Source organism: Halomonas sp. AOP7-E1-9 (assembly GCF_052376035.1).
GTDB lineage: Bacteria > Pseudomonadota > Gammaproteobacteria > Pseudomonadales > Halomonadaceae > Vreelandella > Vreelandella citrativorans.
Genome location: NZ_JBQSVC010000020.1, coordinates 1 through 25,904, shown reverse-complemented (window position 1 = coordinate 25,904; position 25,904 = coordinate 1). Strand labels below are relative to the sequence as shown.

The 25,904-nt window shown below is 51.8% G+C and carries 28 protein-coding genes and 2 tRNA genes; 10 read left to right on the top strand and 20 right to left on the bottom strand.

Annotation, left to right across the window (positions count from 1 at the left end; genetic code table 11):
• Nucleotides 1-153: 153 nt before the first annotated feature.
• Nucleotides 154-831 carry a transcriptional repressor LexA gene (gene lexA / locus ACT3R4_RS11940; RefSeq protein WP_441679141.1) on the top strand — a complete coding sequence of 226 codons (678 nt, stop codon included), beginning with the start codon at nucleotides 154-156 and terminating at the stop codon, nucleotides 829-831.
• Nucleotides 832-938: 107 nt separating this feature from the next.
• Here the strand turns inward: lexA and purU are convergent, their stop codons facing one another.
• Entirely contained in the window at nucleotides 939-1,793 is an 855-nt protein-coding gene (gene purU, locus ACT3R4_RS11935) for a formyltetrahydrofolate deformylase (protein ID WP_441679140.1), read from the bottom strand.
• A 320-nt stretch (nucleotides 1,794-2,113) separates the two neighbouring features.
• Here purU and ACT3R4_RS11930 point away from each other — a divergent pair, with 320 nt between their 5' ends.
• Complete coding sequence (locus ACT3R4_RS11930; RefSeq protein ID WP_441679163.1) at nucleotides 2,114-3,691, top strand: ribonuclease J; 1,578 nt, start codon at nucleotides 2,114-2,116, stop codon at nucleotides 3,689-3,691.
• 66 nt (nucleotides 3,692-3,757) lie between these two features.
• Here the strand turns inward: ACT3R4_RS11930 and moaE are convergent, their stop codons facing one another.
• The 10 genes from moaE to ACT3R4_RS11880 all read right to left on the bottom strand — a co-directional run bounded on the left by moaE (nucleotide 3,758) and on the right by ACT3R4_RS11880 (nucleotide 11,561).
• Nucleotides 3,758-4,213, bottom strand: coding sequence for a molybdopterin synthase catalytic subunit MoaE (gene moaE, locus ACT3R4_RS11925; protein WP_441679139.1), 456 nt, complete (start codon nucleotides 4,211-4,213; stop codon nucleotides 3,758-3,760).
• Nucleotides 4,214-4,216: 3 nt separating this feature from the next.
• Complete coding sequence (moaC, locus tag ACT3R4_RS11920) at nucleotides 4,217-5,017, bottom strand: cyclic pyranopterin monophosphate synthase MoaC (protein ID WP_172118439.1); 801 nt, start codon at nucleotides 5,015-5,017, stop codon at nucleotides 4,217-4,219.
• Nucleotides 5,018-5,022: 5 nt separating this feature from the next.
• Nucleotides 5,023-5,583: a molybdopterin-guanine dinucleotide biosynthesis protein B gene (mobB, locus tag ACT3R4_RS11915; RefSeq protein ID WP_172118438.1), complete on the bottom strand. Its 561-nt coding sequence runs from the start codon at nucleotides 5,581-5,583 to the stop codon at nucleotides 5,023-5,025.
• 50 nt (nucleotides 5,584-5,633) lie between these two features.
• Nucleotides 5,634-6,866, bottom strand: coding sequence for a uracil-xanthine permease family protein (locus tag ACT3R4_RS11910; RefSeq protein WP_193054654.1), 1,233 nt, complete (start codon nucleotides 6,864-6,866; stop codon nucleotides 5,634-5,636).
• Between the two features lie 87 nt (nucleotides 6,867-6,953).
• Nucleotides 6,954-7,583: a uracil phosphoribosyltransferase gene (gene upp / locus ACT3R4_RS11905; RefSeq protein ID WP_441679138.1), complete on the bottom strand. Its 630-nt coding sequence runs from the start codon at nucleotides 7,581-7,583 to the stop codon at nucleotides 6,954-6,956.
• A gap of 98 nt (nucleotides 7,584-7,681) precedes the next feature.
• A complete protein-coding gene (ung, locus tag ACT3R4_RS11900) occupies nucleotides 7,682-8,365 on the bottom strand; it encodes a uracil-DNA glycosylase (RefSeq protein WP_441679137.1) in 684 nt (227 codons plus the stop codon).
• Nucleotides 8,358-8,846, bottom strand: a complete 489-nt coding sequence (gpt, locus tag ACT3R4_RS11895) for a xanthine phosphoribosyltransferase (RefSeq protein WP_087107385.1) — start codon at nucleotides 8,844-8,846, stop codon at nucleotides 8,358-8,360. The genes ung and gpt overlap by 8 nt, the downstream gene beginning before the upstream one ends.
• A gap of 8 nt (nucleotides 8,847-8,854) precedes the next feature.
• Complete coding sequence (locus tag ACT3R4_RS11890) at nucleotides 8,855-9,400, bottom strand: adenine phosphoribosyltransferase (RefSeq protein ID WP_172118434.1); 546 nt, start codon at nucleotides 9,398-9,400, stop codon at nucleotides 8,855-8,857.
• Nucleotides 9,401-9,438: 38 nt separating this feature from the next.
• Nucleotides 9,439-10,737: an NCS2 family permease gene (locus tag ACT3R4_RS11885; protein WP_172118433.1), complete on the bottom strand. Its 1,299-nt coding sequence runs from the start codon at nucleotides 10,735-10,737 to the stop codon at nucleotides 9,439-9,441.
• 197 nt (nucleotides 10,738-10,934) lie between these two features.
• The gene (locus ACT3R4_RS11880) at nucleotides 10,935-11,561 is read right to left on the bottom strand and encodes a riboflavin synthase subunit alpha (RefSeq protein ID WP_193054652.1); all 627 of its coding nucleotides are present in this window, start codon (nucleotides 11,559-11,561) and stop codon (nucleotides 10,935-10,937) included.
• Nucleotides 11,562-12,023: 462 nt separating this feature from the next.
• Between ACT3R4_RS11880 and ACT3R4_RS11875 the strand changes: the two genes are divergently transcribed.
• From ACT3R4_RS11875 to ACT3R4_RS11860, 4 genes are all read left to right on the top strand, one after another.
• A complete protein-coding gene (locus ACT3R4_RS11875; RefSeq protein ID WP_441679136.1) occupies nucleotides 12,024-13,067 on the top strand; it encodes a methionine ABC transporter ATP-binding protein in 1,044 nt (347 codons plus the stop codon).
• Entirely contained in the window at nucleotides 13,048-13,701 is a 654-nt protein-coding gene (locus ACT3R4_RS11870) for a methionine ABC transporter permease (protein WP_087107396.1), read from the top strand. Before ACT3R4_RS11875 ends, ACT3R4_RS11870 begins: the two co-directional genes overlap by 20 nt.
• 105 nt (nucleotides 13,702-13,806) lie before the next feature.
• The gene (locus ACT3R4_RS11865) at nucleotides 13,807-14,598 is read left to right on the top strand and encodes a MetQ/NlpA family ABC transporter substrate-binding protein (protein WP_172118430.1); all 792 of its coding nucleotides are present in this window, start codon (nucleotides 13,807-13,809) and stop codon (nucleotides 14,596-14,598) included.
• A 67-nt stretch (nucleotides 14,599-14,665) separates the two neighbouring features.
• Entirely contained in the window at nucleotides 14,666-15,133 is a 468-nt protein-coding gene (locus ACT3R4_RS11860; protein WP_441679135.1) for a GAF domain-containing protein, read from the top strand.
• Here ACT3R4_RS11860 and ACT3R4_RS11855 read toward each other — a convergent pair.
• The 3 genes from ACT3R4_RS11855 to ACT3R4_RS11845 all read right to left on the bottom strand — a co-directional run bounded on the left by ACT3R4_RS11855 (nucleotide 15,130) and on the right by ACT3R4_RS11845 (nucleotide 15,875).
• Complete coding sequence (locus ACT3R4_RS11855; RefSeq protein ID WP_441679134.1) at nucleotides 15,130-15,405, bottom strand: hypothetical protein; 276 nt, start codon at nucleotides 15,403-15,405, stop codon at nucleotides 15,130-15,132. The genes ACT3R4_RS11860 and ACT3R4_RS11855 overlap by 4 nt on opposite strands.
• A 295-nt stretch (nucleotides 15,406-15,700) precedes the next feature.
• A tRNA-Val gene (locus tag ACT3R4_RS11850) sits at nucleotides 15,701-15,777 on the bottom strand.
• A gap of 21 nt (nucleotides 15,778-15,798) precedes the next feature.
• Nucleotides 15,799-15,875, bottom strand: a tRNA-Val gene (locus tag ACT3R4_RS11845).
• A gap of 172 nt (nucleotides 15,876-16,047) precedes the next feature.
• On the opposite strand from ACT3R4_RS11845, the gene ACT3R4_RS11840 reads away from it, so the two are divergent.
• Nucleotides 16,048-17,133: an endonuclease/exonuclease/phosphatase family protein gene (locus ACT3R4_RS11840; RefSeq protein ID WP_441679133.1), complete on the top strand. Its 1,086-nt coding sequence runs from the start codon at nucleotides 16,048-16,050 to the stop codon at nucleotides 17,131-17,133.
• 8 nt (nucleotides 17,134-17,141) lie between these two features.
• On the opposite strand, the gene ACT3R4_RS11835 is transcribed toward ACT3R4_RS11840, so the two are convergent.
• Complete coding sequence (locus ACT3R4_RS11835; RefSeq protein WP_441679132.1) at nucleotides 17,142-18,518, bottom strand: class II fumarate hydratase; 1,377 nt, start codon at nucleotides 18,516-18,518, stop codon at nucleotides 17,142-17,144.
• A gap of 239 nt (nucleotides 18,519-18,757) precedes the next feature.
• Between ACT3R4_RS11835 and ACT3R4_RS11830 the strand changes: the two genes are divergently transcribed.
• On the top strand, nucleotides 18,758-19,132 hold the full coding sequence (locus tag ACT3R4_RS11830; protein ID WP_441679162.1) for a phasin family protein: 375 nt from the start codon (nucleotides 18,758-18,760) through the stop codon (nucleotides 19,130-19,132).
• A 63-nt stretch (nucleotides 19,133-19,195) separates the two neighbouring features.
• On the opposite strand, the gene hda is transcribed toward ACT3R4_RS11830, so the two are convergent.
• Nucleotides 19,196-19,900, bottom strand: a complete 705-nt coding sequence (gene hda, locus ACT3R4_RS11825) for a DnaA regulatory inactivator Hda (RefSeq protein ID WP_172118424.1) — start codon at nucleotides 19,898-19,900, stop codon at nucleotides 19,196-19,198.
• Complete coding sequence (locus ACT3R4_RS11820; protein ID WP_441679131.1) at nucleotides 19,897-21,009, bottom strand: AI-2E family transporter; 1,113 nt, start codon at nucleotides 21,007-21,009, stop codon at nucleotides 19,897-19,899. Before ACT3R4_RS11820 ends, hda begins: the two co-directional genes overlap by 4 nt.
• Before the next feature lie 199 nt (nucleotides 21,010-21,208).
• Here ACT3R4_RS11820 and purM point away from each other — a divergent pair, with 199 nt between their 5' ends.
• Nucleotides 21,209-22,276 (top strand): phosphoribosylformylglycinamidine cyclo-ligase, encoded by a 1,068-nt coding sequence (gene purM / locus ACT3R4_RS11815; protein WP_441679130.1) that lies wholly within the window; start codon nucleotides 21,209-21,211, stop codon nucleotides 22,274-22,276.
• Entirely contained in the window at nucleotides 22,273-23,025 is a 753-nt protein-coding gene (gene purN / locus ACT3R4_RS11810) for a phosphoribosylglycinamide formyltransferase (protein WP_441679129.1), read from the top strand. The genes purM and purN overlap by 4 nt, the downstream gene beginning before the upstream one ends.
• A gap of 110 nt (nucleotides 23,026-23,135) precedes the next feature.
• On the opposite strand, the gene dcd is transcribed toward purN, so the two are convergent.
• The 3 genes from dcd to ACT3R4_RS11795 form a co-directional block, all read right to left on the bottom strand.
• Entirely contained in the window at nucleotides 23,136-23,702 is a 567-nt protein-coding gene (gene dcd, locus ACT3R4_RS11805; RefSeq protein WP_172118420.1) for a dCTP deaminase, read from the bottom strand.
• A gap of 11 nt (nucleotides 23,703-23,713) precedes the next feature.
• The gene (gene apbC, locus ACT3R4_RS11800) at nucleotides 23,714-24,514 is read right to left on the bottom strand and encodes an iron-sulfur cluster carrier protein ApbC (protein ID WP_441679128.1); all 801 of its coding nucleotides are present in this window, start codon (nucleotides 24,512-24,514) and stop codon (nucleotides 23,714-23,716) included.
• Nucleotides 24,515-24,665: 151 nt separating this feature from the next.
• Nucleotides 24,666-25,775 carry a coiled-coil domain-containing protein gene (locus ACT3R4_RS11795; protein ID WP_441679127.1) on the bottom strand — a complete coding sequence of 370 codons (1,110 nt, stop codon included), beginning with the start codon at nucleotides 25,773-25,775 and terminating at the stop codon, nucleotides 24,666-24,668.
• Nucleotides 25,776-25,904: the final 129 nt, after the last annotated feature.

Sequence of the window (25,904 nt, the reverse complement as noted above, 5' to 3'; positions counted from 1 at the left end):
AGCGTTAATTCAAACGTCTTACCGCTCACAAACAGTGTTTTAACAAGCTGCTTTTTTAACCATGTACTGGATAGAGCAACATACTGTATACTTAAACACATACTGATCAAGCAGACAGATACCGACTGTCTTTTATTGTTTATGGAGTTTGGTATGTCGCGGCCACTCACAGCACGTCAGCAACATGTTTTTGATTTTATAGTAAAAACTATGGGTGAATTCGGCTACCCTCCCACCCGCGCCGAAATTGCCAAGGCCTTGGGCTTTAAATCCCCCAATGCCGCTGAAGAGCATTTACGTGCTCTTGAGCGTAAAGGCGTTATCCGGATTATTCGCAATACGTCGCGGGGGATTCGCCTCCCCAACCAGGAAGCTCAGGACGTTAGCGAATTACCCGCCACCGTTGCAGCCAACAGCAATGAGCTTCCGCCAATGGGCTTGCCGGTTATTGGTGAAGTGGCCGCTGGCAACCCGATCCTTGCAGCGGAGCATATTGACCGTTACTGCCCGCTACCCGCGGAATATTTCACCCCTAAAGCCGACTACCTCCTGAGGGTACGCGGTTTATCCATGAAGGATGTGGGCATCCTGGAAGGCGATTTACTGGCGGTGCACCGCACTGATCGTGTACGTGATGGGCAAATCGTCGTTGCGCGGCTGGAAGATGAAGTCACCGTAAAACGCTTTCAACGCCAAGGGCATCAGGTCATGCTGATTGCGGAAAACGCTGATTTTGCACCGATTGAAATCGACCTGCGAACCCAATCCCTGGATATTGAAGGCGTAGGTGTAGGCGTCATCCGTGGCGGTAATGGCCAAGCGTTAGGCTAATAAGCCGTTTGCGTAAAATCGGTTTTTAAAAGCATCAAGGGGGTGGCCATTTTCATGGCCACCCCCTTGTTTTGTTACTGGTTCAGCTTAAACAGTTTTTAAAACGCTTAGCTAAAGACAACGGTCTTATTGCCGTGGATCAAAACGCGGTCCTCCAGATGCCAGCGCAGGCCTCGCGCCAATACGGCTTTTTCTACATCGCGCCCAAAGCGAACCAGGTCAGTTGGCGTATGGCAATGGCTCACACGATGAATGTCCTGCTCAATAATCGGCCCGGCATCCAACTCCTCCGTCACGTAGTGGCACGTCGCGCCAATTAGTTTTACGCCGCGTTCATAAGCCTGATGGTAAGGCTTGGCACCGGCAAATGAAGGCAAGAAGCTGTGGTGAATATTAATCACCTGCCCAGCGTAACGCTCACACAACGACGGGGGCAGAATCTGCATATAGCGCGCCAATACAATACAGTCCGCTCGCGCGTTATCAATAAGCTCCTGCACCTGAGTAAACGACTCTTCCTTATTATTCGGGTCCACCGGCACATGGTGATAAGGAATACCGTACCACTCAGCGATTGAGCGCATATCTTCGTGATTAGAAATCACACCGGCGATATCACAATCCAGCTCACCTGCCTGCCAACGGTAAAGTAAATCCACCAGGCAGTGAGACTCACGGGAGACCATGAGGATGACGCGCCGACGCTTTTGAGTATCCATTAGCGCCCACTGCATGGAAAACTCTTGAGCAATTGGCTCAAAGGCGCTGCGTAATGTGTCAACGGACATGCCAAGCGAATCGGCCAATATCTCATAACGCATAAAAAAGCGGCCCGTTTGCAAGTCAGAATGCTGACTGGCCTCGGTGATAGAGCCGCCTTGTTGAGCAATAAATCCAGACACACGGGCAACAATACCCACCTGATCGGGGCAGGAAACGACTAAACGGTAATAATGAGACATGTGAAGTACTCTTGACGACCTACGAAATACAAATGACAAACCACTATTGGCATCGTCTATTGGCATAGTGCAACGGCGCCGCAAACAGCGGCTAAATAGCGACGCCGTAAATAACGGCTGCCTAGTGTACCGGAACCCTATTAACGAAGCACCGTTATCTAATGTCGGGGGTCATTGTTAGCCGCCCCTGCCTTCCCGTATAGTTAAGGCATTACTTTTTAGGCTTTTCATAACCGATGCATCCACCACGCGTTCAACTTCGTCCTCGCCGCCGCCCACCTCTGCGCCTACTGCCGCTGGGTGGGTGTGGTGAAATCGGCATGAATCTAACGCTGTATGGATACGACGATCACTGGATCGCGGTCGACTGCGGCATGATGATTCGCCAGGATTTGCCTAACTCGCCCCTTCAAGTACCTAACCTGGGCACCGCCGAGGCACTGAACATAACGCCCCAAGCGTTATTTATAACGCATGGACATGAAGATCACATTGGCGCGGTTGCCTGGTTATGGCCCAAGTGGAACTGCCCTATCTATGCCACCCCACTTGCGGCAGGTCTCTTACGTGCAAAATTCGCTGAACACCAGCTAAGTAGCGCCGCGATTAAGATTATCGAGCCGGGCGAAGCAATGGAAACGGCACCCTTTTCGGTGCGCTATTTGCCGGTTACCCATTCGATCCCTGAAAGCTGCGCGCTGGTCATCGTGATGGGCGATTACCGCATAATGCACACAGGGGATTGGAAGCTGGACCCAGAGCCGCTGATTGGCACGCCCATTAACGCGGCGCACTTTCGAGCGCTTGCCCCGATTGATTTAGTAGTAGGTGATTCAACCAATGCCCCTCTGCCTGGCCACTCCAGCAGTGAAGGCGATGTGGCTAAAGCGCTGGCTAAAAGCCTGAAGGAGTGCAAGGGCCGCGTCGTGGTCTCCTGTTTTGCAAGCAACCTTGCACGCGTACTGGCCATTGGCCGGGCGGCTCATCAATGCGGCCGTCGGGTCAGTTTGATGGGACGATCCATGGAGCGCATGGTGAGCATTGCACGTGGGCTTGGCTACATGGATGACTTCCCAGCGCTTGTTCCCCCCCATGATTTGGGCTATTTGCCCCCCGATGAAGTGGTGATTATCGCCACAGGTAGCCAGGGTGAGCCTCGTGCAGCACTGCAACGACTGGCCCAAGGGCGCCACCCGTTTATTGACCTTGAGCCTGGCGATAACGTCATTTTCTCTGCCAAAGCTATCCCCGGCAATGAACGCCCTATAGAGCAGCTCAAAAAACGCTTGGTCCAACTTGGGGTCACGATCTTTGATGAGGTTAATCATCCTGAGCTGCACGCCACAGGCCACCCTGCGCAAGAAGAACTCATCACATTCTACCAGTGGATCAGGCCCAAATATTTGATCCCCGTGCACGGCGAAGCGCGCCACCAGCAGGCCCACCAAGCGATTGCAGACTCCTTGGGCATCAGCGCACCTTTAGCACCCGTTAATGGCGACATGATCGTTATGGACCACTTGGGACTGCGCTGCGAAGCCCGCCACCCTCAACCGCCCTGTATCGTTAATCAAAATAGCGTTGTGCCGCATCCAGGCCTGGAGGCCACCAAAACCACGACGCGCCGAGGCAGTTTATTTCTCGCCCTGCCTGTCGCGGCCAGCGATACCGGATGGTGGCGCATCGGTCGCTTGATGCTGGATAGCAACAGCGCCAGCCCGCTCGACGAAGATAGCTTTAGCGAATGGCTGGACAATCAGTTGGAGGAGATTAAAGCGGATACGCTGGCTGATTTGCGCCTTGCGCTACAGCCACGCTTGATTCATTGGTTGGCGGACCACATGCAGCACATGCCCGAGGTCCACTTACAAATAATGGCCGCGGAAGCGCCTCTATAAACGCAACGAGGCGTAACCGAATCCTGTAGAACGCAGCGTACTCGCCAGGCGGGTACTGTAATAGCCTTATGACCAGCGCTCGGCATCTTGCCAATCGGCAGCGCGCTCTTTCACCCAATACTCACCCTTGGTGGAATGCTCCTTTTTCCAGAACGGCGCTTGGGTTTTTAAAAAATCCATAATAAAGTCACACGCTTCAAATGCTTCGCGCCGGTGAGCGCTCGCCACCAGCACCCTAACGATGGGATCCCCCGGCGCCAGGTAACCCACCCGATGAACAATATAAACCGCTTGGAGCGCCCAGCGCTGCCACGCCTGTTCGCCTATCTGCTCCAACGTACGCTCTGTCATGCCGGGGTAATGTTCCAGGGTAAGCCCGGTGACATCAGGCGACTCGTTAAAGTCCCGAACCAACCCTGTAAAACTGACAACCGCGCCAATATCGGTTCGCTGGGCGAGCGTCGACGCATAGCCATCGCCTAATGAAAAAGGCGCTGACTGGACTCGGACCTGGATATTCATCGTTTAGCCCCCTGTCACGGGTGGAAAAAAGGCGACTTCATCCTCGTCAGTAATCCGTGCGCTATCGTTGGCCATCACCTGGTTAATCGCACACAGCGTCCGTTGGTCGGTGAGCACGCTAAATCGTGTATCACGCTGGCTCAGCGCAGCCTTCAAACCCGCAATATCACGGCTCGGCACCTGGTCCAGATCAAGCACCGTATCACTCACACCGACACGTTCACGCAGCTCGGCTAAAAACTTCACCCGAACACAGGGCGAGGCGCAGCGTTCGCCTAATGTCACTTCGCCTGCCGTCCCCTCCCCCGTCACAATGGGGGCTTGCGGGCGAGCACTGCGCTGATAATCACCACGTACGCCGCCGCGTTTGCTTTCAAGCTGAACAGCGTCGATACACATATCCTTATCGACGGCTTTACACATATCGTAGAGCGTTAAACACGCGACCGACACCGCGGTAAGCGCCTCCATCTCAACACCCGTGCGCCCATTTAATCGGCACAGTGCCGTCACGTGGACACAGCCCTGCGCAGGGTCGATATCAAATTCAATGGAGACTTTGGAAAGCGCCAACGAATGACATAAGGGAATCAATTCATGGGTACGCTTCGCGGCCTGAATACCGGCAATACGGGCCGTTGCAATGACATCGCCCTTGGGTAACTCGCCATCACTTAGCAGCTTCAGCGTTTCTGGCTGCATTAAAATCCGCCCCGAGGCGACGGCCTCACGACGTGTTTCGTGCTTATCACCCACATCGACCATATTAGCTTCACCACGCGTATTGAGGTGGGTTAGCTGCATGTTTATCACCTATGTTTTAAAAATGTGCCATTGGGTTGAGTGCTAGCCCACGTACGCACCCAGTGAGTAATTGCATCGATATCATTAAGGTTTAGCGGGGTAATCCGGGGGTCAAGCTCAACCGGTGGTTGATCATCAAGCGCCACCGCCTGAATCGTCGCATCATGAAGAATAGACGGCTCTCCAATTCCCTTACGATACAGTACGAGCTTGGGAATGGGCCATGCTTTGAATCCTTCGACAATCACAAGGTCTGGCTCATGGTAAGCCATCATCGCCAGCAACGCTGCCAGGTCTGGCTCATCCTGACCCGGCGTTTCCTGCATTAGCGCAAAGCGTTCCCGTGAGGCGACCAGCATCGGTGCCGCCCCGGCGCTACGCAGCTCATAGCTATCTTTACCGGGTTTATCCACTTCAAAACTGTGATGGGCATGCTTTATGACAGCTACCTTTAGCCCTGCCTGGCGCAACCGTGGCAGCAACTGCGTTAGTAGCGTCGTTTTTCCCGTTCCACTCCAAGCGACAACGCCGAGTACGGGAAATGCAGTGGCTACATTACTTACCATATACATGTCTCCTTCCCTGGTAATGAATCCTGATAAGGACGAGGGAGCTGTTACTCCCCTTCGCGCTCACGAGGCAATAGCCAATTCAGTACGATACCTACGAGAGCCGCCAAGCTTACGCCCTGCAGGGTAAATTGACCTCCCCCAAATTGCATGCCGCCAATACCAAACACTAGAATCAACGACACCACCACCAGATTGCGTGGCGCGGTTAGCGACTGACCCGCACGTACTAGCGTATTCATTCCGACGACAGCAATCGAGCCAAACAGCAGCGTCATAATGCCGCCCATTACCGGACCTGGAATCGTTTGCAACAGTGCACCCAGTTTGGAAATAAAGGCCAGCAGAATGGCGATAATCGCCGCGACAATCATATAAACAGGGTTAAACGCCCGCGTCAGTGTTACGGCACCGGTTACTTCGGAATACGTCGTGTTGGGTGGGCCGCCAAACAGTGCCGCCACCATGGTCGCCAAACCATCGCCCAGCAATGTACGGTGCAGGCCCGGTTTTTCGAGATAATTTTTACGCGTTACCGAACCAATCGCCACCATATCTCCGATATGCTCAACCGCAGGCGCAATGGCCACAGGAATCATGAATAAAATAGCCGCCCAATGAAAGCTAGGCGCCGTAAAATTGGGTATTCCAAGCCAGGCCGCTTCATGTACCGGTGTAAAATCGACAACCCCCATCACCAGGGAGAGTGCATAACCGGTAACAATACCCCCCATAATGGGAATCAAACGCAGCAGGCCACGCCCAAATACCGCTAATACCAGCGTCACCAGCAGGCTGGCCATGGATAAAAAGATCGCTTGACCATAGCTGATATTGTCGCTGGTTTCCCCGGTTGCCATGCTAACGGCCACTGGCGCTAACGCCAGGCCAATCACCATGATGACCGGGCCAACCACCACCGCCGGTAACAAACGATTTAGCCAACCGATACCGCGTACGCGTATGATCTGGGAAATAATGACATACACAAGACCGGCTACCATTAAACCGCCAAGCGTCGCGGAAACACCGAAACTGGCAATAGACCCCTGAATAGGCGCGATAAACGCAAACGAGGACGCCAAAAATACCGGCACCGACTGCTTAGTAACCGCATGAAATATTAACGTTCCCGCACCGGCAGTAAAAAGTGCAACACTTGGATCCAGGCCCGTTAACAGCGGAACCAGTACCAACGCGCCAAATGCGACAAACAGCATTTGTGCTCCGGTCAGCAGTACCTTCGGCCAAGACTCGGACCGGCTGCCAGCATTACTCATCACTCAACTCCCAGGAATCAATTTATATCGAAAAGGCAAAAAAATGCCCCCAACGCGAAGCGTAAGGGGCACCGTTAGGCAAAACGCTTAACGCGTTCCAAATATCTTATCGCCGGCATCTCCCAATCCCGGCACGATATAACTATTCTCATCGAGTCGATCGTCTACCGAGGCCGTATAAATTTCCACGTCTGGGTAAGCATCCTGCACACGCTTGATGCCTTCGGGAGCAGCGACAAGAACAATGATCTTCATATGCTCACAGCCCCGCTCACGCAGCATGTCCAGTGTGGCGATCATGGAACCACCGGTTGCCAACATCGGGTCAATCACCAGCGCCATGCGCTCTTCAATATCGTTAGCGAATTTCGCAAAATACGGCACAGGCTGCAGCGTTTCTTCATCGCGATAAAGGCCGACAACGCTGACGCGCGCACTGGGAATCAAATCCGTAACGCCTTCCAGCATGCCTAAACCAGCCCGCAGAATGGGCACAACCGTTACTTTTTTACCTTTAAGTCGGCGTGTGGCGATAGGCTCGCCGTTCCAACCTTGAATTTCGTGATCCTCAAGCTCCAGGCCTTTCGTGGCCTCGTAAGTCAAGAGCTTGGCCACTTCACCTGCCAGTTCACGAAAGCTCTTGGTGCTCAAATCAGCTTCGCGCATCAGTCCCAGCTTATGTTGAACAAGCGGATGGTTAATGGCGTAGACACTCATGGGGCTTCCTCACTGCAGTGTGATATCAGGATAACGACTCAGGCCGCATCTTCAGGCATACAAAATTGCGCGCATTCTACCTGCATCTGTCCATCAGGTTAAGCGCTTTCGGGCAGTTGCCATTCAACGGGCGAACGTCCTTGCCCCAGCAGGAACTGGTTCGCTTGAGAAAACTGGTGATTGCCAAAAAAGCCCCGATGGGCAGACAGCGGCGAAGGATGGGGCGATTCCAGCACTAAATGGCGCCGCTGATCAATCAACGCTTTTTTCTGGCGCGCATGACTACCCCATAACAAAAACACGCACGGCGGAGCATGCTGACTTACCGTTTCGATTGCTCGATCGGTAAACGGCTCCCAACCTTTGCCGCGATGCGACGCGGCATTGCCTTGCTCAACGGTTAACGCCGTGTTTAACAGCAAAACGCCTTGTTTGGCCCAGCTAACCAGGCTGCCATGCGGCACCGGTTTAACGCCCACATCGTTTGCCAGTTCTTTATAAATATTGGCAAGCGACGGGGGGATTTTCACCCCCGGCTGAACAGAAAAGCTTAACCCATGCGCTTGACGGGGGCCGTGGTACGGGTCCTGACCTAGAATAACGACTTTCACCTCTTCCAATGGCGTCAGTTCAAACGCACGAAACCAATCAGAAGAGTGAGGGTAAATAACCTTTTTAGCCGCTTTTTCCTGAGCCAAGAACTGTTTCAACGCCTTCATATAGTCGGCTTGAAATTCATCACCGAGCCACCGGCCCCAGTCGTTCGTTAATGGATTAGTCATAAGTCCTTTTAACTTGATCAACGAGAGGCTCAACATAGGCAACTCCCATATCCCAAGGGAATTGAATCCAGCACTGCTGAGCCACTTCAGTGAGATATTGGTCAACCAGGGGGCGCCCTTCTGGCTTGGCATAGATAGTGACAAAATGCGCTTTAGGCATCATTTCACGTACCGCACGCGCGGTTTTACCGGTATCCACCAGATCATCGACCAACAGCCAACCTTCGCCATCATGGTCAACGCCCTTCATGATATTCAGACCGCCCTGATCCATATGGTCATAGCTTTTAATACAGATCGTATCAATCAGGCGCACGTTAAGCTCACGTGCAATAAGTGCCGCCGGGATTAACCCGCCACGGGTAATCGCCACAATACCCTTGAAGTCCCGCTCCATCATTTGGTGGCAAAGCTGACGCACATCTCGGTGCAGCTGGTCCCAGGAAATAATGAAGTGTTGGTGATAGCGTTCGCTGCTCATGAGAGGCGTTACTCGTCTTCGTTGAAAGAACATACCGCGAATACGCTGAAGCCAGCATCGCGAATTTTCTGAGAACCGCCCAACTCGGGTAGGTCAATAATAGTGGCGGTTTCTACGACATGCCCGCCAGAACGCTGAATAAGGTTGGCGGCGGCCAACATGGTGCCACCGGTAGCAATCAGGTCATCCATCAGCAGGATCCGGTCACCTTCCTGAAAAGCGTCAGAATGTAGTTCTACTTCCGAATGACCGTATTCCAGCTTGTAGGTTTCACTGATCGTTTTAAAAGGCAGTTTGCCTTTTTTGCGAACCGGTACAAAGCTACAACCTAGCTCATAGGCGAGCGGTGCACCGATAATGAAACCACGCGCATCAATCGCGGCGATGGCATCCAGGTTCATTTCCTGATAGCGATGCACGAAACTATCAATTAGTTTGCGAAACGCCGCACTGTTTTGTAATAACGGAGTGATATCACGAAAGTTCACCCCCTGCTCAGGCCAATCAGGAACGGTGCGAATAACCGACTTAATGTAGTCACCGTAGATGCTCATCGCGTCTCTCATAGATTAATAATAAATAGCCTGGGTAATTAACCCAGGAATAGAAACTTCGCTGCAAACAGCAAGGCCAGAATCACGACAGCAGGATTCAGGTCGCTAAACCGGCCTGAAAGCGTTTTAATTCCTACAAAGCTAATAAAGCCCAAGGCAATACCGTCAGCAATTGAAAACGTCAGCGGCATTGCCAATGCTGCAATTAATACCGGAGCAGCATCGGTTGGGTCTTCCCAGTTCGCATGGGATAAACTGCCCGCCATGAGTACCGCAACGTACAGCAGCGCACCGGCAGTGGCATAAGCCGGGATAGAGCCTGCTAACGGCGCAAAGAAAAGACTGATTAAAAACAGTACACCGACCACGACGGCTGTTAGGCCTGTTCGCCCACCCGATGCAATGCCCGCCGTTGATTCGATATAGCTCGTGGTGGTTGAGGTACCGAGTGCCGCGCCTGCCATCGATGCTGTGCTATCGGCCATCATGGCGCGCCCGATACGAGGCAGTTTGCCATCCTTGTCGAGTAGATTACCCCGATGAGCAACCCCTACCAGCGTGCCGGATGTATCGAACAGATCAACAAACAGGAACGCAAAAATAACGCTGAGCATCGCCACATCAAGGGCGCCCACCAGATCCATCGCCATAAAGGTAGGCGCGATAGAGGGCGGCATCGACATCACACCGTTGTATGCATTATGGCCCAACAGCATCGAAATGAGAGTAATGCCCAGGATACCGATTAATACCGCGCCCTTGACCCGCAGGTACGCCAACGCGGTAATCACAAAAAAGCCCAGCAATGAATAAAGAGCCGCTGGCTGTGAAAGATCTCCCATCGCGACCAGAGTCGCCGGATTAGCCACCACAATACCTGCGTTTTTAAGCGCAATCATGGCCAGGAAAAGCCCTATCCCTGCCGCAATCCCTAAGCGTAGCGAGAGTGGAATCGAGTTGATAATCCACTCACGGACTTTAAAAACACTCAGTACGAAGAATATCAAACCCGAGAAGAAGACCGCACCAAGCGCGGCTTCCCAGGTATATCCCATACCTAGCACCACGCCGTAAGTGAAGAAGGCGTTAAGCCCCATCCCCGGTGCTTGCGCAATGGGGTAATTAGCCCAAATCCCCATCACGAAGCAGCCAATCGCTGCCGCCACGCACGTCGCGACAAAGACAGCACCGTAGTCCATACCCGCTTCCGACAGGATGCTAGGATTTACGAAAATGATATAAGCCATCGTCAGGAACGTTGTGATCCCAGCGACCACCTCTGTTTTCACATTCGTATTTAGCTCAGTGAGCTTGAAATACTTATCCAGAAGTTTCATGTATGTTTTATCCTTCGCGCAAACGCAGTATGCGTCCCCTTGGAGCGAGAAAAGCCGCACATATTACCGAAAGCTCCCGCGCGATGCGAGTACCTAACGCACAGCCGGTTTAAGCGGAGCCACCTCCACTGACACTAACGCTAGCAATCTTCAGGCCATCAGCGAACCAGCAGGTCAGCCAACCACCCGCTGCTTTCTTATAATCGTTTAGCCAGCACGCGCTCGACCGTTTCGACAATCACCTGTGTTTGCGGATCAATTTCAATATTGACCTTATCGCCAGGCAGACGCTCTTTGAGCATGGTGCGTGAGAGCGTTTCGGGTATCAGATTCACACTGAACTCAATGCCGCTATCATCTGCCGCGCGACGCACGTCTCCGACCGTCAAACTGATACCATCAACACCGATATACCCCTTTTCAAACACAAAGCGGCCAATCGTGTCGGGTAGAGAAAACCAAAGCCGACGGTTATTGGGAGCTTCTTCTATCGCGACGACGTTGGCCATACAGATAATATGGCCGGACATCGAATGCCCCCCAATCTCGTCGCCAAACCGTGCAGCACGCTCTATATTGACGCGCCCACCCGGTTCAAGTGCACCAAGATTAGTCAAGCGCAGGGTTTCTCGCATCAAATCAAAGCTAACGTTATCGCCTTCAATAGCAGTAACCGTTAAACACACGCCGTTATGGGCCACTGACGCACCAATTTCCAACCCCTCACGCATTTCGGGTGGCAATGCCACTACATGGGTTCGAAACGCGTCAAGTTCATGCACCTCTACTATACTTGCGGTGCCCTGTACGATGCCGGTAAACATAATCCACCCTTACTACGTCGCTGTGAAAGCGCCTATTCAAACACGAAATCAACCCGGCGCAAGTTTATCCGTGAGAAGTTAACAATGCGCACACCGCACCCGGGAAAGTATGATGAGCAGCATGCGTGACGCTAATCAAATGCTTTGATGGACGCAAAGCAAAGTGCGGTACGGCTAAAAACGTTTAAAAACGCACGACTGCGCCTAATCAAGCGGCTACACGCGTAAAGCAGCCGGTTTCAATTGACAAAGAGGAAGGGGCTGCTTAGACTTTCGGCCCATGTAATGGCGCCGATTTGTACCCATATTGCGGGCGCCCACCAAGCCACAGGTTTGGTGAAGTGCAGCTAAAAGGGTGTGTCCAGCGTTGATGGCCACCCGAAAGGGTGGCCTTTTTTTTATTCCTCGCCCTACGCTTGCTCCCTTGCACTCCGTCTTTGGCCTCCTATTAAGGCAGACGCTATGATTGAACTTAGCAACGTCAGTAAAACTTATGGCAGCGGCAATAACGCCGTTCACGCCTTGAAAGATGTTAATTTGAACGTACCTAGAGGCGCTATTCACGGCGTTATCGGCCTATCCGGCGCTGGGAAATCCACGCTAATCCGTTGCGTTAACTTACTTGAGCGGCCAACCAGTGGCAGCGTGACCGTGGATGGCCAAGAGATGACTCGCTTAAACGGCGGCGCCCTAAACCAGGCACGTCACCGCATTGGCATGATTTTCCAGCACTTCAACTTGCTTACTACGCGGAACGTGTTTGATAACGTTGCTCTGCCGCTTGAACTGATGGGTGAAAAACGTAGCGCCATTCAACACCGCGTACTCCCGCTACTGGAAATGGTCGGGCTGGCGGACAAAGCCAAACAGTATCCCGCGCAGCTCTCGGGTGGCCAAAAGCAGCGTGTTGCTATCGCCCGCGCTCTGGCCAGCCAACCCAATGTACTGCTGTGTGATGAAGCAACATCGGCATTAGATCCACAAACTACCGGCTCTATTCTTGAGTTGCTGCGTGATATTAATCACCAGTTGGGTATCACTATTTTGTTGATTACCCATGAAATGGAAGTGGTTAAGTCAATTTGCCACCGCGTAAGCCTTATTTCCAACGGCACACTCGTGGAGGACGCAGAAGTCGGCGACTTTTTCACGGCCCCCAGCACTCAGCTTGGCCGCGAATTTTTGAACGATTTTCTCCAGCTTAGCCCCCCTAAAGAGCTGATCGAACGCTTAAGCGATACGCCAGGAGAGACCTCTCACCCCGTCGTACGCCTAACGTTTTCTGGCGATGCCGTCTCAACACCGCTTATCTCCCGCCTGGCCCGCGAGTGCAATGTGGATGTCAGCATTTTACAGGCCAAAGTCGAGTCCATTCAGGACCGCACCTTAGGGCTTATGATTGCAGAACTGCTTGGCACGACAGAGCAGACGCAACAGGCAATGGATTATCTTCAGTCTCACCAGTTAGAAGTCGAGGTACTTGGTTATGTCCAGCGCAATGTTTGACCTTATTTTACAGGCCACGCTGGATACGCTGTATATGGTGGCCATCTCTGGCGTCATTTCGACACTGCTCGGCCTACCATTAGGCGTATTGTTGTACGCGACACGGCCAAGGCAAATTCTAGCCCAGCCAGTGCTTAATCAGGTATTGAGCATTATTACTAATATTGGCCGCTCGATTCCTTTCATTATTTTGATGGTAGCCATCATCCCGTTCACACGTATGCTGGTAGGCACCTCGATAGGCATCAACGCCGCATCAGTTCCCCTAACCATTGCGGCCATCCCTTTTGTGGCGCGTCTGATAGAGGGCGCACTCAATGAGGTGTCGCCGGGCCTGGTAGAATCTGCTCAGTCCATGGGCGCAACCCCGTGGCAGATTATTCGCAAGGTACTTGTACCAGAGGCACGGGGCGGCATCATTACAGGCTTAACCATTACGCTGGTAACGCTAGTCAGTTACTCCGCTATGGCGGGTGCGGTAGGTGGTGGCGGCCTGGGGGACCTGGGCATCCGTTATGGGTACAACCGTTTTAACCCCACTATTATGCTGATTACCGTGATTATTTTGGTGGTCATGGTGCAAGGCTTTCAAAGCCTGGGCGACTATCTGGTGCGCAAAAGTGATCGTAAATAGTGATCGTAATTGGCCATGCTCGCTTATAACAAAAAAACATTAGAATTATTTTTCTTATTCCAATACTATTAAAAAATGACGATACAACGTATTAGGAGACTTATCATGCAAAAACTAATAATTGGTAGCCTGACAGCCTTGGCACTGGCCGTTAACGTTGCAAACGCAGAAACCCGCACGCTGAAAATGGGTACCGTTGCCGGCCCCGAAACTGAAGTAATGGAAGTGGCGGCGCGGATTGCCAAAGAAGAGTACGACCTTAATGTCGAAATTATCGAATTTACCGACTACGTAACGCCCAACGTTGCACTGGCCGACGGTAGCCTTGATGCCAACGCCTACCAGCACGCTCCTTACTTGAATGCCATGGTTAGCGATCGCGGCTATGACCTTGCCGTTGCAGGCTATACCTTTGTTTATCCGATCGGTGCTTATTCAGAAAAATTCGATAGCATTGAAGATCTGCCCGACGGCGCGCAGATTGCACTGCCCAACGACCCTTCCAATGAAGGTCGTGCGTTGATTTTGATGCATAACGAAGGCCTGATCACACTGAACGACCCGGAGTATCTGGAAGCCACGCCGATCGATATCGCCGAGAATCCGCGCAACTTCCGCTTCCGTGAAATTGAAGCTGCCCAGTTGCCCCGTGTATTGCGCGATGTCGACATGGCATTTATCAACAACACGTTCGCCCAGCCAGCTGGCTTGAAGCTTGACGATGCCCTGATCAAAGAAGGGCCTGAGTCTCCCTACGTGAACCTTATTGCCGTACGCGGCGGTGACGAAGAGCGTGAAGATATTCGCCAACTAGTGGATGCCTATCAGCGCGACGAAGTAGCAGCCAAAGCTGAAGAGCTGTTTAAAGGCGCTGCCGTGCCGGGCTGGACTGAATAACCCCTTCAGCAAGCACCTCATCAGGCCGACCTTAGTGTCGGCCTGATGCGTTTATGACGAGATGATGATGCCAACCATTAATTACGCGCTACTCAACCGCCAGCTCGAAGCCCTGCTTGATACACGCGACTGGCTTACCAACAGCGCTCAAATGTGCGCGTTTATTCAGCAGGAAGTACCTGACCTAAACTGGGTAGGGTTTTATCTTCAGCGTCAACCCGAGATCCTGGGGCTAGGGCCTTTTCAGGGCAAGCCCGCCTGCCACCCCATCCCTTTTAGCAAAGGCGTATGCGGAGCCGCAGCGCGCCAGCAGCAAACACAGCGGGTCGATGATGTACACGCCGTCGCAGACCATATTGCCTGCGATGCCGACTCACGCTCCGAGCTGGTCATTCCTATTGTGATAGAAAGCTTTCTATGGGGCGTTCTAGACCTGGACAGCCCACTACCTGCGCGCTTTACCGCAGACGATCAGGCAGGAATCGAAGCGCTAATAGCGACTTTTCAGCGCCAAACAGATCTACCGACCCGCTAGTGATAAGCATGTAGATGAATGGTGCAGTAAGCGCGAAAAATAACGTCGCTCATGGATAGCTCAGAGCGGCGGCGCGCTTTTCTTAGCGTTTGGTTGAATATTTCTTCTGCCTTATAGCGGCTCAACCCTAGCTCTTGAGCCGTATGAAAATACTCATCAAGCTCCACACTCTCACTATTATCGCTCACTAGCGGCGGTTTATTTGCAGATTTATGGCCTAACTTTAAGCCACCAAAAACTGAGGCCCAACGGGGCAATAAATTAAGATACATATCTTCATCCTTGAATCATGTTCATGGAGAGAGTTGTTCATCACAGCGCGAATTCCCGCATAGCGCCATGCCAATAGCTATACACATATTGTACTTTATGAAGCATGACGTTATCGTGACAGGCATCATCTCACGCCAAAAGACACAGCGTACCAAGCCCCCTGATCTCCGGGCGTTACACCCGACAAGGTAAGCTGTGTCTGAATAGCAATGCTGCGCGCAATAAACGTGCACGGCATGAGAACGACGCTAAACAAAAAAAACCCGTGCTTTAAAAAGCACGGGGCTAACAATTTGGTAGGACCAGGCGGATTTGAACCGCCGACCTCCACGATGTCAACGTGGCGCTCTAACCAACTGAGCTATGGTCCTAAATAGAAAAGGTTGCGATGATGGTAGGACCAGGCGGATTTGAACCGCCGACCTCCACGATGTCAACGTGGCGCTCTAACCAACTGAGCTATGGTCCTGTCGTGCAACGGATGCGTATTCTACTTATTTATCACTGCATTGCAAGCTAATTTTTTCTTTCTGAACAACCCACTCACGCCCTATCTCGCTATAAAATCGCTACGTAAGTGGGTATTTAAATTTTCAGCGTTTTAAACCGCCCACTCCTCTTTCTAAAGCAGGAAACCAATAATGCTCGCCCCTCTCCTTGCCCCTCTCCTTGCGTGCATAGCGTTAATACCACTGCTTGCAACACTGATTGCACGCATCCCTCTTCGCTGGTGGTGGATCCGCTGCTTTGAATTCCCTCGCGTTCAAATAGCAACTCTGTCGCTGCTTTGTGGGGTATCCGCTCTCGTCTTTCTATCGCCTGGCAATTGGCGTACCGCGATTTGGGTTATCGTTCTCATCACCGTCGCTTTACAAAGCCAATATATCTTGCCTTGGACCCGGCTATGGCCAGTGGACGTTAAAAACGCATCCAAGCAGTCTTCCAGCAAACAGCACATTACGCTTTTAATTGCCAATGTGCTGACGCCTAATCGGCACACGGAAGGATTACTGGGGATGATCCAGCAACACCAGCCGGATATCATTTTAACCATTGAGCCTGATCAGTGGTGGCAGGATAAGCTCGACCCCGTGCTAGCAGAACGCTGGAAATATAACGTTAAAGTGCCTTTAGATAACTTGTACGGCATGCATCTTTATTCGCGCTTGCCACTAAAAGACACCTCCGTTAAATGGCTAATTCAGGAGGATATCCCTTCCATTCATACTCAGGTGCAGCTTGAAAGCGGCGATTATATTCGCCTATATGCCGTCCGCCCTCGCCCACCTGCACCATCAGAAAGCGAAAAGTCGTTATGGCGTGATGCCGAACTTTTATGGGTGGGCCAAGAGGTGCACCAAACGCCCCAGCCTACCCTGGTGGCTGGCGATCTGAATGACGTCGCCTGGTCACGTACCACTCGACTATTTTGCAGGGTTAGCGGCATGCTTGACCCTAGGCGCGGACGGGGCATGTTTAGTACCTTCCACGCCAAGAACCCCTTATTACGCTGGCCTCTTGATCACATTTTTGTAACCAACCACTTCACCCTGGTCAACATGCAGCGCCTTGATGCCTTTGGGTCTGACCACTTTCCTATTCTCGCCACCCTATGCTATCAGCCCTCTCGCCAAAATGAGCAGGAGCGACCCGAAGCAGACAGCGAAGAGCATCAACAAGCCAGCGAAACGATTCAAAAAGGCAAAACCGAGAAGCAACTAACCTGATCGACGGGTTACTCCGGAACGCCTCCCTGGGTCAATACGCCTGGATCCAAAAGGCGTTCCAGTGTTTTACGATCCAGATCCGTCTCTTCCTCAGCAACATCAATGATAGGCCTACCTGCCTGGTAGGCTTTTTTAGCCACTGCCGCCGCGGCATTATAGCCAATCACGCTATTAAGCGCGGTCACCAGAATCGGATTTCGAGCCAAGGGGACTTGCAAGTTATCTTCTCGCACCTTGAACGTTGCAATTGCTCTATCCGCCAGTAACCGTGACGTATTACTCATTAGCGTAATCGCCGTGAGCAAATTCGTTGCCACCAGTGGCAGCATGACGTTCAACTGAAAATTACCGCTCTGGCCTGCCACGGTAATGGCGGCATCCAACCCAATCACCTGGGCTGACGCCTGCGCTGCCGACTCAGGAATCACAGGATTAACTTTGCCCGGCATGATGGAACTACCCGGCTGAAGCGCCTCAAGCTCAATTTCGCCGAGCCCAGCCAAGGGGCCTGAGTTCATCCAGCGTAAGTCGTTGGCAATCTTCATAATGACGCACGCGAGGCCTTTTAACTGCCCGGATAGTTCAACGGCGGCATCCTGAGATGAAAGACTGGCAAAAAAACTATCGTTGGGTGCAAAATTAAGCCCGGTTTGCTCGCTTAGCTCTTTGGCTACCTGCTCAGCGAATCCCTCAGGTGCATTAATACCCGTACCAACCGCTGTCCCACCCTGCGCCAAGCGGCATAGCCTGCTCATCGCGCTGTCGAATCGCTCAATAGCCTGCCCTAATTGACTCGACCAGGCCCCGAGTTCCTGGTCCATGCGTAACGGCATCGCATCCATTAAATGGGTGCGTCCCGTTTTGACAACATCTTTTAGCTCCTCGGCACGCTGATCAATACAGGTCTTTAAATGCTCAAGTGCTGGCTTGAGAGACTCATTAACCGCAATCGCTGCTGACACATGTATGGCGGTTGGGATAACGTCATTGCTTGATTGCCCCATATTCACGTGATCATTAGGCGTCACATCGACACCTTCACGACTTGCCAAGGTAGCCAATACTTCATTCACGTTCATATTGGTAGAAGTGCCCGAGCCCGTTTGAAAAATGTCGATCGGGAACTGGTCGTCGTGCTGCCCGTTAATCACAGCCTGTGCTGCGTTTTGAATAGCCTTGGCTCTAGCATCATCCAACAGGCCCAACTGCTGGTTAGCCCGCGCTGCAGCCAGCTTTATCCGCGCTACGGAATGGATAAACGCGGGGGGCATAGGGGTGTGAGACACCGGAAAATTATTAATGGCCCGCTGCGTTTGAGCGCCATAAAGCGCGGAAGAAGGCACTTCAAGCTCACCCATGCTATCGCGCTCGATACGAGTATCCATATGATTCTCTCCTTTGAGTGGTAATCAACCTTATCTACAAGCGATCACGTGGGCAAATCCCTTCTCAACCGCTGCCGTTATTCAAACTAGACGCTCCAACCGGCCAGGTAAACCGTCATGTCCCATCATGCTCACATTAAGCCTGCCTCTTTATATTGCAGCGCACAAAAACGACTGCTATGCTGCACTGCAGAAGCGCTAAACTAATGGCATTTTATTGTTCAGGCAGGAGTTTCATAATGAATACATTCAACACAAATGAAATGAACCAGCAGTTTGATAACGTCTTTATGGCCCCTGCACGCGCTTATGCTGCGCTAACGATTGATTATGCCGAAAAGATGCTGAACGCTCAGGTGGAGGCAAACCAGGCTTATGCTGAGACGGGTATTAATCAATTGCGCCAGCTAACCAGCGTTAAAGATCCGCAAGGATTGCGTAATTATATGGAAGGCCAACAGCAGGTTGTTAAGCAGCTAGCGGAACGTGTGAAAGGCGATGCCGATAAAGTGGTTTCGCTTCAGCAAGATTATTTCAAGAAAAGCCAAAAACTAACCGAAGAAAACGTGAAACAAGCACAGGCTGCTGCTGGCAAGATGCGTCAAACGACCTGATTTTTTTTAAGTTCTGAACACTTAATCATTAGATGCCCGCTGATCCACTCAGCGGGCTTTTGCTTACCAGCCAAGTGCAGACTTAACAAACGGGATTGTCAGTTTACGCTTAGCCGACAAGGAAGCCTGATCCAGAGTTTCAATCGCCTTACATAAATCGCCTAATTCGCGAGGTCCGCGGTGCAAAATATAGCGCCCTACGTCATCGGGTAGCTGCATTCCCCTGACATTGGCGCGCAGCCTAAGCGCGGCCAAACGGCTTTCGTCATCCAAAGGGTGTAAATGAAACGTCACTCCCCAGGTAAGGCGTGAAGCAAGGTCCGGTAGCACAACCTCAAGCTGGCGCGGAGGTGTGTTAGAGGCGATAACAAGCTGTTTGCCAGCATCGCGCAGGCGATTAAACGCATGAAACAGGGCTTCTTCCCACCGTTTTCGGCCAACGACATACTCAAGATCATCAATCGCGACTAAATCCAATCGCTCTATATCTTCAAGCATCAGGGGCGGAAAATGCCCCAAGTCAGCTAACGGTAAATACAAGGCCCGCATATCCGCATCGGAAGCCGCATGGCAGGCGGCCTGAAGCAGGTGGCTTTTGCCGCTGCCTTGCGCACCCCATAAATAGATAAACGGCTCTGCATTCGGCTGAAATTGTTGTGTCAGATGTTCAACCAGTGGAGCATTCGCGCCTGAAGCGTAATAGTTATTGAAGGTTGCATCATCGCGCAACCCTACTCCTAACGGCAGCTGTGCCGGCACTCGGCTCATGGTGACTCCCTTTCGTCGTGACGCCCCAGCTCATTATGGTGATGTAAAGGCGTTAGCGAGCCTTGTTCTGCATTATAAAAGGTGCTGTGTTTATAACGATCGTTAAGCTCTCTAAGCAGCACCATAAAAACAGCTGCAACGGGTAACGCTAACAGCACACCGGTAAACCCAAATAAATTCCCACCCGCCAGTACAGCAAAAATAACGGCGACAGGATGCAAACCAATTTTATCGCCCAATAGTTTGGGCTGCAGTATGACACTTTCTGCAGCTTGACCGATACTAAATACCACGATCACACCAAGCACCGCCCACCACGTACCGAATTGAAATAATGCAACAATTAAGGCGACGGCAATGCCAACAATAAACCCCAAAAAGGGTACGAAACTTACCAGGCCGGCCACAAACCCTATCAACAAACCAAAGTTAAGCCCCATCACGGTAAGACCGGTCGCGTAAATAACACCCAGGCACAACATCACCAAAAGCTGGCCGCGTAAAAAAGAGGACAGCACTTCATCGCAACGCCGCGCTAAGCGAAACGTATCATCAGCCCATTGCCTTGGCACCAGGCTTGCAAGATTGCGCAGCATCCGTTTCCAGTCGAGGAGTAAATAAAACGTCACGACAGGAATCAAAGCGATATAAGTAATCCATGTCATAAAGGCCATACCTGAGCGGCCAATTTGGCCTAGCGCTTGAGCCAGATACCCTCCCGCATCACGCCAGTTTTCCACCAATACTTCACGCACATTGATTAACTCGGCACGCAAATCGTAGCCCGTCCACTCCTGAACCTGTGGCGCCAGCACATTCTCAATCCACATGAACATGTCAGGCATCACTTCCCCTAGCTGCTTGATTTGTTGAATCACCAGCGGAATAAAAATCAATAGACTCGCCGTTAATACAATAAGCAGCACCAGAAATACCAGGCTCACGGCGAAAGGTCGTTTCATTCCCAGCCGCTGAAAGTAGTTAGTCAGCGGGTCAGCTAAATAGGCTAATACCATGCTGGCAATAAAGGGCATCAACACCGAATTAAGTACATACACCAGCCCAATGAAAATCGCGAGCAGGCCAACCCCTAACCATGAATTTCGCATTACATGACTCTCCTTCCTGGATCCATCAATAGCGCTTTGTACGCTTAATAATAACAAAAGTTGGAGGTACACTGACCCAACATGTATACCGGCGATGCGACCCGCGCCGCTGGGTGTTACAATCTTCTGCAGTTATTGCCCAGCACTGGCCATTTCGCCAGCACTACCCCGTACTGCTATAGGCTTCACAGGAACTGTCATGACCGAGACTTCCACTTCTCCGGCTACTCCTTCACTCAGCTATAAAGATGCAGGTGTCGATATTGATGCCGGAAATGCCCTAGTTGACCGCATTAAACACGTTGCCAAACGTACCACACGCCCCGAAGTAATGGGCGGGTTAGGCGGCTTTGGCGCACTATGCGAGCTGCCAGCAGGTTACAAGCAGCCTGTACTGGTGTCTGGCACCGATGGCGTAGGCACCAAGCTACGTCTCGCCATGGACCTTGGTAAACATGACACTATCGGCATCGACCTGGTAGCCATGTGCGTTAACGATTTGATTGTTGCAGGTGCTGAGCCGCTGTTATTCCTTGACTACTATGCCACGGGCAAGCTGGATGTGGATATCGCGGCAGATGTTGTCACGGGTATTGGTGCGGGGTGTGAACTGGCAGGCTGCGCTCTGGTGGGTGGTGAAACCGCCGAAATGCCGGGCATGTACGAAGGCAGTGACTATGATCTAGCCGGTTTTTGCGTTGGTGTGGTGGAAAAATCCGAAATTCTTGATGGCAGTAAAGTGGCAGAAGGCGATGTTCTTCTTGGGCTTGCCTCCTCAGGCCCTCACTCCAATGGCTACTCACTGATTCGTAAGATCCTTGACGTCAGCAATGCCTCTCTCGACACCCAGGTAGATAATGCCCCACTGGGTGATGCATTAATGGCGCCAACTCGTATCTACGTCAAATCATTACTTTCACTAATGCGTGGCACCTCTATTCCGGTTCATGCGCTTTCCCATATTACCGGCGGCGGCCTGCTGGAAAACATTCCGCGCGTACTACCTGATACGTTAGCAGCGCATATTGATATTAATACGTGGCAGCGCCCCGCGGTTTTCGATTGGCTTCAGGCCCAAGGCAATGTTAACGAAGTCGAAATGCACCGCGTGCTTAACTGCGGCATCGGTATGGTACTGGTGATTCCTGCGGCTGAAGCTGACCAGGCCATGGCTCATCTTCAAGCTCAAGGTGAAACGGTTTATCGTATCGGTCATATTACCCAACGTCAGGAAGAAGAGGTGGTGCTGGAGAACCTGTCAGCATGAGTGGTACCGAATATCCCAGCGACACGATTACCGACATGACGCCAGAACCTACCGGGCCACGGCGGGTCGTTGTGCTGATTTCAGGCAGTGGCAGTAATCTTCAAGCGTTGATTGATGCGCAGTCGCATGATCGTTTAGGTGGCGAAATTGTGGCGGTGATCTCCAACGTGGCTGACGCTTATGGTTTGAAGCGCGCCCACGAGGCCGGCATCGAGGCCGTCGCCCTGCCTCATCGTGAATATGACAACCGCGAGGCTTACGACGGCGCGCTGATTAAGGTGATTGAGCGTCATGAACCCGACGTGATTGTGCTGGCTGGCTTTATGCGTATTTTAACGCCGCGCTTTGTACAACGCTTTTTGGGTCGGATGCTGAATATTCACCCCTCACTGCTGCCCGAGTACCAAGGGTTAAATACCCATGCACGGGCGTTGGCCGACAAAGTAACCAGCCATGGTTGCAGCGTGCATTTTGTTACCGAAGAGCTGGATGGCGGCCCCGTAGTTCTGCAAGCAGAATTAGCGGTCACTCCTGAGGATAACGCAGAGACGCTTAAAGAGAAGGTCCACGCCCGCGAGCACCTGATTTACCCAATCGCCGTACAGTGGTTTTTAGAGGGGCGGCTACAGTACAGCGCGGAAGGCGCTAAAATGGACGGCCATCTTCTGCCTGAACATGGTATGCGCCTTTCTCATGCCGATGCCGCTGAAGAACTTGATGAAGAGTTGGATGAAGACAGCGACGTGTAGTTGACCGACCTGTCGGTTACTGTTCGCAGAAACGCGCACAGTAAATAGAAAGTAAGGCCTTACGGGAACCGTAAGGCCTTACTTTTAGGACTACTTAACAGGCGTATCGATTACGTGCGCGGCAACGTAACACCACGCTGTCCCATGTATTTCCCGCCTCGATCTTTATACGACGTTTCGCACTCCTCGTCGGACTCTAAAAACAGCATTTGCGCCACACCTTCGTGAGCATAAATCTTGGCGGGCAAATTGGTCGTGTTAGAGAACTCAAGCGTTACGTGCCCTTCCCATTCCGGCTCAAGCGGCGTGACGTTCACGATAATACCGCAACGCGCATAGGTTGATTTGCCCAGGCAAATAGTCAGCACGCTGCGCGGAATACGAAAATACTCAACCGTTCTAGCTAACGCAAACGAGTTAGGCGGAATAATGCAAACATCACCTTTTACGTCCACAAAGCTTTTTTCGTCAAACGCTTTAGGATCAACGATGGCCGAGTGAATGTTGGTAAACACCTTAAATTCATCGGCACAGCGGACATCGTAGCCATAGCTGGATGTGCCGTAAGAGATCACTCGCTGATCATTAACATAGCGAACCTGCTCTGCTTCAAACGGTTCAATCATGGCATCACTTTGTGCCATGCGACGAATCCACTTATCTGATTTGATACTCATGTGTTACTTCATCACTCGCTAAAAGAAATAGTGGGCCCATCGCTTTCGCTGCCATTTACTGACTGGGCAACTTGCCTGGCAATCTCTGCAAACGCTTGGCTTACCGAGCTATCAGGCTCTGAGATAACGCTTGGAGTACCCGAGTCTGCCAGCTCTCGAATGGACAACGTCAATGGCAGCCGTCCCAGTACGGTTGTCTGGTACTCTTTGGCAATGCTATCCCCTCCTCCTGTACCAAAAATTGCGGCCTCATGACCACAGTTTTCACAGTGGTAAAGGCTCATGTTTTCAACCACACCAAGCACCGGAACATTCACCTTGCGGAACATTTCGATACCTTTACGCGCATCCAACAGCGCGATATCTTGCGGGGTGGTCACAATAACCGCCCCCGTTACTGGCACTTTTTGCGCCAGTGTCAGCTGTATATCGCCGGTGCCTGGGGGCATGTCAATCAGTAGGAAATCAAGATTATCCCACTGTGTTTGTGTGAGCATTTGCTGAAAAGCCCCCACCACCATTGGCCCGCGCCAGACCATCGCTTCACGCGTATTGACCAAAAAGGCCATCGACATGGCTTGAAGGCCATGGGCATTCAACGGTAAAAACTGGTTGTTGTCAGTCGCTTCGGGGCGGACACCCTCCTTCACACCAAGCATTTGCGCCTGGCTTGGACCATAAATATCCGCATCCAGTACGCCCACACGATAACCCTGAGCAGACAGTGCCAGCGCCAGGTTAACGGTGACGGTCGATTTACCAACCCCACCTTTTCCCGAGGCCACTGCGACAATATGTTTAACGCCGTCCATTAGTCGCGCTCCTATAATCCAGGCAAAAACTATTCACGTTGTGCCAAATGATACTCTGTGGCCACGTATTCATAAACCAACAAACAAAAACGGATGCTGGGGCTACCAGCATCCGCCTGTCAATTCGTCTGGTTGATTCAGACGAATACGCTTAATTATTGCTTTGCTGTTGGCTCTGTGACTGGTTGTTATCGCTTTCGTTTGCAGGTGCCTGATCCGTTGCGCCGCCCTCAGATGAAGCGTCATTTGCTGCATCATCGGCGCTACCTAAACGCTGATCAAGGGAAGAAAGCTCGTCTCGCCAACCACTTAGCTGAGACTCCAGTTGAGATAAGGTTTCTTCACGCGCTTCAATATCGCTATTAATGTTAGCAACTTCATTACGACCAAGATCAAGCGCAACCATCAAGTCTTCCATTTCGCCACGCACCTGTTCCAGGCTCTGCGACTCCTCTTCACGAAGCTCGACCAATGAATCGACTTCGTTTTGAAGCTCATCACGCTCAGAGGTGAGGGAGTCACGGGTATTTTCCAACTCATCCAGTTCACTTTGTGCCGAAGCTACCTGCTCCTCAAGGCCAGAGAGCGCTTCACTAGCTTGACGGCTCTGCTCTTCAAGTTCAGCAAAATCATCTTCAGCGCTACTTAGTGCTTCAACCGCTTGCTGACGCTGCTCTTCAGCCTGTTGGCGTGCGGTTTCAGCCTCTTGCCGCGCTTCATCAGCGCTCTGCTGGGCTTCTTCTATCTGCTGAAGTGTCGCTTCAGCATTATCACGGGTTGTTGTGATTTCATCGCGCTCATCGCGCAGTGACTGCATATCACCCTGGGCGTTTTCCAGCTCCTGGTTTAAAGCATTCACTTCATTTTGAAGTTCATCTCGTTGAGCTTCTAATGCTTCAAGGCGCGTCTGGATAGTAGCCACGTCATTCTGTGCGCTTTCCAACGCAGAACTGGCTTCATTACGCTGCTCTTCAAGCTGCGCCACCTCTTCCTGCATGTCCGCTAAATTGGTTTCTGCCTGATCTATTTCCTGGATACGGCGGCTATAACGACGGTTGTCCTGTTCAGCACTTGCCAGTTGCCCTTCAAGCGCTTCAACACGCTCTTTATGAGTGCCTGCGTTGGACTGCGCCATGATCGCCCAAATAACGGCAATGGCGGCGATACCCGCGATAGCCCTGACTCGGTTATCTTTAAATAGTGTTTTGGCATCCAGCCTGCTCGCAGGCGTCTGATGATCCGAATGGTTTTCTTCTGACATTCTGCGTCCCTCTCTCTACCAGGCTACCGATATCAGCAGCGTTAATGATGCGTTTAGCGCATATCGTCCATTACAAGCATACACAGCAAATGGCATCTAGCCAGTCCACTAGCAGATTCAATGCATTAG